Source organism: Streptomyces sp. NPDC002888, assembly GCF_042888465.1.
Taxonomy (GTDB): domain Bacteria; phylum Actinomycetota; class Actinomycetes; order Streptomycetales; family Streptomycetaceae; genus Streptomyces.
On record NZ_JBIAPU010000053.1, the window covers coordinates 33,336 to 41,722 of the forward strand.

Genomic DNA, 8,387 nt, shown 5'->3' on the forward strand with positions numbered 1-8,387 from the left:
GGGCTGTGCCGATGGCGGCGGGCGGGGGCTGGCGGGGCAGTGCGCGGGAGAGGTGTGCGGGCGGGATGCGGGTGAAGTCGGACAGGCGGCGGGTGGCTTCGTTGCTGAGGTGGATGTCGGTGGCGGGCGGGGCCGCGGGGGTGCCGGTGGTGGTGATGTGCAGGCCGTCGACCAGTTAGGCGGCACTCAGGTGGTAGGCGGCGGCGAGGCGGGTGAGGTAGGAGGCGGTGGCCTCGCGGGGCAGTGGCCGTACGTGCAGTGCGCCGGGCGGGGTGGGCCACATGGCGTTGGCTCGTACCGCGGGGCGGCTCGCGGTGTGGGCGGTCACCGGCTGCCGGGCCGGGCGCGGCGTCCGGGGGTGCGGGGCCGGTAGTGCTCCTCGGCGAGGTGGTCCAGCGTAATTCCGTCCAGCAGCGTCTTGGTGATGCGTTCTTGGCCATTCAGGATGGCTTCGATGGCGGCTTGGCGGATCAGGCGGGCCAGGCTGCCGATCCGTCCGGCTGTCCGTTCGTGCAGGTAGGGCGCCAGCCGGGGCAGGCTGCCCGGCCGGTGCGCGCTCAGGTCGAGGGCCGCTTCCAGGGCGGTGATCAGTTCGCGGAACGGTTCCCGGTCGCCGGCGCGGGCGGGTAGCGCTCCGCAGTCGATCAGGGAGGCGCGTCCGGCCAGTTGCGCCCCGCGCACCCCGGTGAACACGGCGCTGGCGGTGACGTCGATGCCGGCGTAGACGAACGTCGCGGGCACGCGTTCGGTGAGGTCTTTGAGCCAGTCGGCGGCCTCCGCGCCGGTGGACGTGCGGGGGTTGAGCCGGTGGATCTCGTCGATGAGCACCAGCTTGACCCCGGCCGCGGTGTAGGTGTGGCAGACGGCGGTGGTGATCTGTGCGGTGGTCATGCGCGTGGTGATGGGGATGCCGAGAAAGCGGGCGAACTCCCCGGCCAGCGTCTTGGCTGTGGCGCCCGGCGGCACCAGCACATACGCGACGGGCACGCTGTCGTCGCTCGGGGCGGCGCGGCGGGTGTGGGCGAGGTGGCAGGTGCGGCCAACCTCGAGCAGCGCGGTCGTTTTGCCGGTGGTGGCCGGGCCGGTGACGATCAGGGACGGACGTGCGGTGACGCTCTGGTGGCGGCCGAGGATCATCAGGGTGCGCACACTGCGTGAGAGGTTCTCGATGGCCGGGGTGCGCACGGTGACGAACTGTGAGTGGTAGGCCAGACGTTCCTCCAGCGAGCGCGGTGTCTGGCCCGGCTGCGGCGGCGTGGGCGGTGCGGCGTGGGCGAACCGGGCGAAGGCGTCGAAGGTGGTGACTGCCTGTGCGGACGTCTCCTCGACGGGGGGCGTGGTGTCGGGTTTGGTCACCAGTGCTCGGCCTCCTCGAAGGCGTCGTACAGCGCGAATCGGGCCGGCGGCGGGGGCTCTTCGCCACCGGCTCGGCTGTCGTCATCGTCATGGGTGCGGGCGTCGCCGGCGTCGAGACTATGCGCGGCGGCCTCGACGGGATGCTGAGCCGGCAGTGTCCCGGCCGGGGAGCTTGCCGTCCCGGACGGGGTGTCAGCCGCGGGGCTGCCGGGCAGGGGGCGGCTGCGGCGCAGGACCTGGTCGGCGGCCTCAGCGAGGGCGGCTTCGTGCTTCTCGCGGCCGGCGCGCCGGTTGAGGGCTGCGCGGAGGTGGCGCCAGGTGGTCTCGCTCATCGGGGCGTGGACGTGTTCGCGGTGGATCCACGGGATCTCGTGCAGGTGTCCGTCGGGCAGCCGGATGTAGATCTGGCGTACGTCGTGGGGGTTGTAGTGGATCTCCCATTTGCCGCCTCGGCCGGCGGCCGGGGAGGGCTGGCCGCGGTGCTCGTTGAGCAGGGTGTGGTCGTAGGTGCGGTGGTTGATGCGGATGCCGCGGCCGGTGACGGGATGGAAGCGCACCGGCAGCAGTTCCACGTAGTCGGCACCGGTCAGGGGCAGCGGCACGTATCCGCACGCGCCCAGCAGCGCACCCCACATCTCGTTCGGGGCCAGCGCCGCTTTGGGCAGTACCGGGTGGCGCAGCCCGTCGTGGGGGCGGTGCTGCCAGCATGCGGTGATCCATTCGTCCAGCAGCTCCTGCAGCTGGGCCACGGTGAAGCGTGCTTCGCCCTGGACTGTCTCGCCGCGTGCGAGGACGTGGGGGCCGGTGTATCCGGCGACGTGCTGCGCGAAGAGCGTGTTGATGCTGCCGAAGGTCCGTTCGACGGCGCCCTTGGCGGCCGGGGAGCGGGGCGGTGCGGGCTGCACGCTGACGCCGAGGGTTTCGCAGGCGGCCAGGAAAGCGGTGGAGACGAAGATGGCCCCGCGGTCGATGACGATCGTCTCCGGTACCACCACCGGCCGGGCCGCCGCCGACTGAAGCCGCTCGTCCAGGGTGAGCAGCCGGTCGTAGGGGACGGCGGCGTGGGCCAGACGCAGCTGTTCGCCCCAGCCGGGCCGCACCGGGTGCGGTACGGCCATCTCGGCCAGCAGCAGGGCGGCGTCCACGGCCTTGGTGCCCTCCTCGCGCAGCACGGCCGCCACCACCGAGCGGGTCGCTATCTCGAGAGCGATGGTGAGTTCCGGACGCAGCGGCTTGCCGTCCTCACTGATGGCCATCACATCGAGGCGGGTGGTGTCGATCTGCACCAGCTCGCCCGGGCGCAGGGCCACCGTGGGTGTGAAGGGCCGTACCGGCGCGGTGGCGGTGCGGGCCGGGCGGCCGGGATGCTCCAGCGGGTCGGCCAGTACCCGCGCCAGCCGGTTGAACGTCGACGGCGGTGGCAGTGCCACCGTGCCCGGCCCGGGGGTGTCGGCCAGGATCTGCCCGGTCAGCTCCCGCAGCCCCTTCAGCGTGCCTTTGGAGCGGCCGCGCTGGCGGCGCAGTGCCTCCAGGATCGCGGCCACCACCCGTTCGTCGGCCTGCCCGGTCGCACTGGACGGTTTGCGGCGCGGGATAAGACCCCACAACCCTTGGTCGTGGTAGCGGGAGCGCATGCGGCGCACGGTGGCCCGGCTGACCCGCGGCCAGCCCAGTCTGGTGAGTTCGTCGGCCTTGGCCTGCTCCCGCTCGGCCATCGATGTGCGCTGCGGGTCGTACTCGGGCCGCGGCATCCCGACACTGCCCGGGCCGTCGGGCAGTCCGGTCTCGATCTCGCGGATGTGCCGCTGCCAGGCAAGAGCCCGCTCCCGCTCCCGGGCGGGCACCGACTCCATAAGCCCCCACGGCTGCACACCGGTAGCGGGGGAGCCCATCACCGTGAATTCGGGGTCGGCGAACAGGAACGAGGCCAGGACCGACGCTGTCTGCCCGTCTTCGTCGACCAGCGTCACCGACGCACCGGCCACGGCGGCCACCTGCCAGGTACCGCCCTGGAATGTCACATACGCTCCCAGCTTCACCTGCCTGCTGCTCGCAGCGGCCACGGGGCGGCCCGGACGGCCGGGTGCGCTCACCACTGCTCGGCCTCCGCCTGCGCGTCCCACACTCCGAAGGCGCCCGCTCGCCCGGGCCCGTCCGGGGCCGGTGCCACGGCGCCGCCGCCCGGTGCCGGCTTGTCCACCGTGCCCTGGCCCGGCACCAGCACCGGCACACCGGCCTCCTGCTGAAGGCCGCCGTCCGGTCGTGCCGGATGCCCGGGCGGGCCGCTCCGGCCGGCGAAGGTCTGCCCGGCGCGCCGCCGCACGGCGTCGTCGAACGGGCGCAAGGCGTGTGCGTGTTCGGTCCAGGGGATCTCGTGGAGGAGACCGTCGGGCAGCCGGATGTAGACCTGCCGTATGTCGTAGGGGTGGTGGTGGACTTCCCACCGGCCGTCGTCCGTGGTGGGGCAAGCCCGGCCGCGGTGCTCATCGAGGCACTCGTGGTCGTAGCGGCGCCGGCCCAGGCGGATCCCGGATTCGGTGACCGCCTGGTGCTGTACCGGCAGCAGCTCGGCGAAGTGCTGCCCGGTCAGCGGCAGAGGTACCGACCCCGCGGCGCCCAGCAGTACCCGCCACATCTCGTTGGGGGTCAGGGCCGCCTTGGACAGCAGCGGGTGCCGCAAGGCCTGTTGGGGGCGGTTGTGCCAGCGGGCGGTGATCCACTCGTCCAGCACATCCTGCAGGTGCACCAGACTGAAGAACACCTCTGATCCTGCCTGCCGAGCCATGCTGTCCTGAGGGTGCACGGCAGACCCGGTGACAGCGGCCAGGGAGGCGGCGTGCCGTGTGAACAGAGCGGCGAGAGCCTTCACCGTGTCCCCGGCAACACTGCGCACGCCGCCCTGCCGTGAGGGGACGGATTCCAGACTCACACCGAGGCTTTCGCACACCGTGAGGAACCAGGAAGTGACGGCGGCCGCCGCCGGGTTGAGGACCAGCGTCTCGGGCACGGCCGCCGGTCGCGCCGCCGCTGCCTCGATGCGCGCGTCCAGGGGCATCAGCCGCTTGGGCAGCCCTTCGTGCGCTGTTTGAAGCATCTCCTGCCATCTGGGGCGCACCGCGAGAGGGACGGCCATCTCGGCCAGCAGCACCGACAGTTCGACCGGCGCTGCTTGCTGCGGATGGAGCACGGCGGCCAGCACGCAGCCTGTGGCCCCGTCCAGCGCGCAGGTGACCGCCACCGCCACCGCACGGCCGTCCTCGCCCACCACCTCGATGCCCAGGCGGGCGGTGGCGACATGGACCCGCTCGGCGGGCCGCAGTGCAGGCGGTGGGCCGCCTGCCCGGTCTGGGCCGGTGGCGGTGCGCGCCGGGCTGCCGGGCGGCTCGGCCGGATCCGCCAGCACCCTCACCAGCCGGTACAGCGACGACCGGGCCGGCAGCCGCACCCGGCCCTTGCCATGGGTCTCCGTCACGATCTGTTCGGCCAGGTCGATGACCTGCTTCACGCTGGTTGCCCGGCGGCTGCGACGTCGGCGCAGCGCCTCCAACACGGCGGCCACCACCCGCTCGTCCGTACGCCCGGTGGGGGAGGGGACGCGCAGGGACCGCTTGTCCACCAGCCCCACCATTCCCTGGCGCTGGTAGGCCAGCCGCATCCGCTGCACCGTGGGCCGGCTGACCTTCGTCCAGCCCAGTCCCACAAGCTCTTTCGCCTTGGCGTGCTCCCGCTCGGCGAGCGTGAAGGCTTGCGGGTCGTACTCAGGCCGCGGTACCCCGCCGCTGCCGGGGCCGTCGGGCAGGCCGGTCTCCACCTCCCGGATGTGCCGCAGCCAGGCCATCGCCCGCTCCCGGGCCGGCAGCGGCAGCGCCGCCCACACGGCGGCGGCCGGAACCTGCAAGGCGGCCTGGCCGACGACCTCGAAGCCGTGAGCGGCCACCAAGCGGGCGGCCAGCACGCACCCGGTGGCTCCGTCGTCGGCGGCCAGATACACCCGCCCGTCGACCAGACCGGTCACCTGCCAGATGCGGGCCTCGAACCTGACCTGAGCGCCCACCTCAACACACCGCCCGCCGGGGGCGGCTACCTTGTGCCTGCTCACCTGCCGTGCTGCTCCTGCTCCCCGTCGCCTGTGGCCGGGCCGGGCGCAACCAGAGTGTGCTCGCCCAGCGGCCGTGTCAGGTCTGCGGTCAGCCGGCCGCTCCACAGCGCGTGATAGAGCACCGGCAGCGCGGTGAGGACCTCGCCCGCCGCCGCGGCCCCGGCCATCAGCGGCCGCGGGCTGGTGAACGCCGCCAGCACCGCCTGCTCAAGTCCGCCGGCGTCGCGGTGGCGCGGATGGCGGTAGCCGGCCAGCCACCGCACATTGCCCGCCACCACCGAATCCGGCGGCACCAGGCGCCGGTAGGTGAACCCCACCGCCGCACACGCCGCGGCAAGCACCGCGGCCGCGCGCTCGGCACGGCCTGCGGCGGGCGCCGCTGTGGCGGGGCAGTCGGCGAGCAGGGCGCGGCCGTCGGCGTAGCGGGCGAACAGCTGGGGCACCCACGTCAGCGTTCGCCCGCTGTCCGGATCCCGCCAGATCAGCCGCACCGGCCGCGCCGACAAACCCACTACCTGCGGTTCGCGGTCCAGGACCATCAGCTGCATGCACATCGCCTGCGAACCGTGCATCACATGCCGCCCGGTCGTGGGCGACCACCACCAGCCCGGCCCCCACCGCCGTCCCGGCACCACCGGGAACGCCGCCACCGGCCCCAGCTGCTCGAACCGCACCGCCACGGCCGCCTCCACCCAGCGGCGCTGCACCAGCATGCCCTCCGGCCCGGCGAACTCAGCCTCCACCGCGCCCGGTTCCGGCACCCGGCAGGCGCCGGACGCGACAGCGGGCAAGCCGGCCTGTGCGCCGTCCTGGCTGCTGTCGATGATCACGAACTCCACATAACGCCATGCCTGTCCTGCCGCGCAGGCGAACCGGCCGGTAACCCACAATCGCGTCAACTGCATTGCCTGGCAAGCCTGTTGGGCTGCACGCGGGGGCCAGGGTGCCACCCGGGCTCGCCGGTGTCAGTGCGCACTCCTGCACTTCTTCGGCTTCCGGGCCGCCCTTCTTCGACCACTGCTCGCCGCACGCAGAGCGGACCGTAATGCCACGGCCTGGCTGGCGTCGGGTGCGTCAGTCTTCACTGCGGACCGCGGCGAGTATCTGTGACAGCTCCTCGGCGGGCAGGCGGGACCACCGGGCCACCTCCTCAAGCGCCACCCCGGCAGCGACGGCCGCGGCGGCGGTATGCAGCACGGCCCGGTCGATCAGCTCGGCACCCTGACTGAGGTGCTCCAGCAGTTCCCGGGCCACCTCGGCGGTGGTGCCGCTCTGCACGCCGCGCAACTGCGCCAGCTCCTCGCGGGCCTCGTCGAGCAACCGCGTGATGTGGAAGCGGTGTTCGGCAGAAACGCTGGCACACCACCGGGTACCCGAGCCGCCCGCCTGTGCCTCTGCCGCCATGACACGCAGCTGGCCGGCCATCGTTGCCGGCTGCTGCTCCCGCTTCAGATGCCACGGATCGTCCCCCCACCCCGGCGGCCCGCTGCCGCGGCGAGCGCGCAAGATCGCGCCTCTCCAGCCGCTCAGCGGGCCGCCGTAGTCGGTGGCGGCCAGCGGCCCCAGCCAGTCCCGGTCCACCCGCTCGCCGAGCCTGCGGAAGAACGCGCCGTCGGCGGGCAGCGCCCGCGGCTGCCCGGCGCCGCTGTCGGTCCACGCCAGCTGGGCCATGGCGGGGTCCAGCAGTGCGTCGGCGACGGCCACCACCTCGGGGAAGACGACCGCGTCCCGGCCCACGATCCGCCACCGCGCCAGATCACCACCAGCGTTGCCGCCCGCGACCTGGTGCAGCCGCCGCGGCCAGACCGTCTCCCGATCCCAGTTGAGGGCCTGTTCCCACCACCGGGCGACCACCGCATGCGCCAGCGCGAACACCCGCTCCGGCTCCGCTCCGGCCCGCACCGCCCGCCGCGCCACACCCGCCCACCGCCGCTGCGCCGCGGCCACCTCTGGCACGCCGCGCAGGTCGAGGTGTTCCAGCGGCTGGTCGGCGTCCGCGTCCAGGAGCCACTGCCCGTGCCGCACGCACACCCGCTGCCAGCGCGACGCGTACCGCACCACCCGCCCGGCTGTCCCCGTGCGCCGGGCCGCGCACAGTCGGCAGCCGAAGGCGACCAGCCCGGCGACCGCGCCGCCGATCCGCCACGCCGCCGCTGGCACCCCGTTCTTCCCGGCCGGCAGCTTGGCGTCCTCTTGTCCCCAGGACGGCAACGCCCGCGCAAGCACGTCTTCGGTGACGCCGCACGGGCCTGCCAGGAGCTGCCGTCCGGCCGCGTTCAGCAGCACCTCGGCGTCGGCCCGCGCGCCCCCGCCGTCCTGCCCTGGCGGGTAGTTGTGCCACTGCCAGCACGACCGCAACACCTTCGCTTCCATCCCGTAGCGGCCTGCGATGCGGCAGATCAGCGACGAGGTCGTCTCCCCCTGCAGGGGAGCGGTCTGCAGGAGGCCGGGATGATGGGTCACGCCACTACGGTCTCGTGTTCGCCGATCCGGAGCGGGCGCGTTCGCAGTAGGTGAAGGGCTTCTCGGGGGCACGCAGAGCCAAGCAGTGGCTCGAGGGCACGATGCAGTCAAGCCCACGTTTCTACCTGGATCTTGTCGACGCAGGTCGACACACCCCAGGCTTCCGTACGGTGATCACCGTCGACTGGCCAGCATCGCTTCTTCGGGACAGCGGTGACAGACGCGGGAGGGTGCACAGACTGGTACGGATCTCTGCCTGCTTGGCTGGGTTCTCGCTCTGCCGATTGTCAGTGCTCCATGGGACTCTTTGAGTACGCCAGTGACGGACCGAGTGGAGAGTGTGGGGTGCGTGCCATGGCCGTGCGTGTTCGGCATTTAGAGGACATCTCATTTGGTGAGCCTGCGGTAGCAGATGAGGGTGCAGGCGATGCTCGTGAAGGCCAGAAAGTGCTCGGCCTTGCGTTCGTAG

6 protein-coding genes are annotated in these 8,387 nt (G+C 72.8%); all 6 read right to left on the minus strand.

The window, feature by feature from the left end:
- Positions 1–175: 175 nt before the first annotated feature.
- The 6 genes from ACFYWX_RS46855 to ACFYWX_RS46880 all read right to left on the minus strand — a co-directional run bounded on the left by ACFYWX_RS46855 (position 176) and on the right by ACFYWX_RS46880 (position 7,918).
- Complete coding sequence (locus tag ACFYWX_RS46855; protein WP_389431654.1) at positions 176–328, minus strand: hypothetical protein; 153 nt, start codon at positions 326–328, stop codon at positions 176–178.
- Positions 325–1,356, minus strand: coding sequence for a TniB family NTP-binding protein (locus ACFYWX_RS46860; RefSeq protein WP_389431655.1), 1,032 nt, complete (start codon positions 1,354–1,356; stop codon positions 325–327). The genes ACFYWX_RS46855 and ACFYWX_RS46860 overlap by 4 nt, the downstream gene beginning before the upstream one ends.
- Positions 1,353–3,452: a Mu transposase C-terminal domain-containing protein gene (locus ACFYWX_RS46865; RefSeq protein ID WP_389431656.1), complete on the minus strand. Its 2,100-nt coding sequence runs from the start codon at positions 3,450–3,452 to the stop codon at positions 1,353–1,355. The genes ACFYWX_RS46860 and ACFYWX_RS46865 overlap by 4 nt, the downstream gene beginning before the upstream one ends.
- Complete coding sequence (locus ACFYWX_RS46870; RefSeq protein ID WP_389431657.1) at positions 3,446–5,455, minus strand: transposase; 2,010 nt, start codon at positions 5,453–5,455, stop codon at positions 3,446–3,448. The genes ACFYWX_RS46865 and ACFYWX_RS46870 overlap by 7 nt, the downstream gene beginning before the upstream one ends.
- Positions 5,452–6,360, minus strand: a complete 909-nt coding sequence (locus tag ACFYWX_RS46875; protein ID WP_389431658.1) for a TnsA-like heteromeric transposase endonuclease subunit — start codon at positions 6,358–6,360, stop codon at positions 5,452–5,454. The genes ACFYWX_RS46870 and ACFYWX_RS46875 overlap by 4 nt, the downstream gene beginning before the upstream one ends.
- A 169-nt stretch (positions 6,361–6,529) precedes the next feature.
- Positions 6,530–7,918, minus strand: a complete 1,389-nt coding sequence (locus tag ACFYWX_RS46880; protein WP_389431659.1) for a DNA-binding protein — start codon at positions 7,916–7,918, stop codon at positions 6,530–6,532.
- Positions 7,919–8,387: the final 469 nt, after the last annotated feature.

Excerpts from the sequence above, each read along its gene's own strand:
- ACFYWX_RS46875 (WP_389431658.1), bottom strand. The coding sequence starts at position 6,360 with ATGCAGTTGACGCGATTGTGGGTTACCGGCCGGTTCGCCTGCGCGGCA.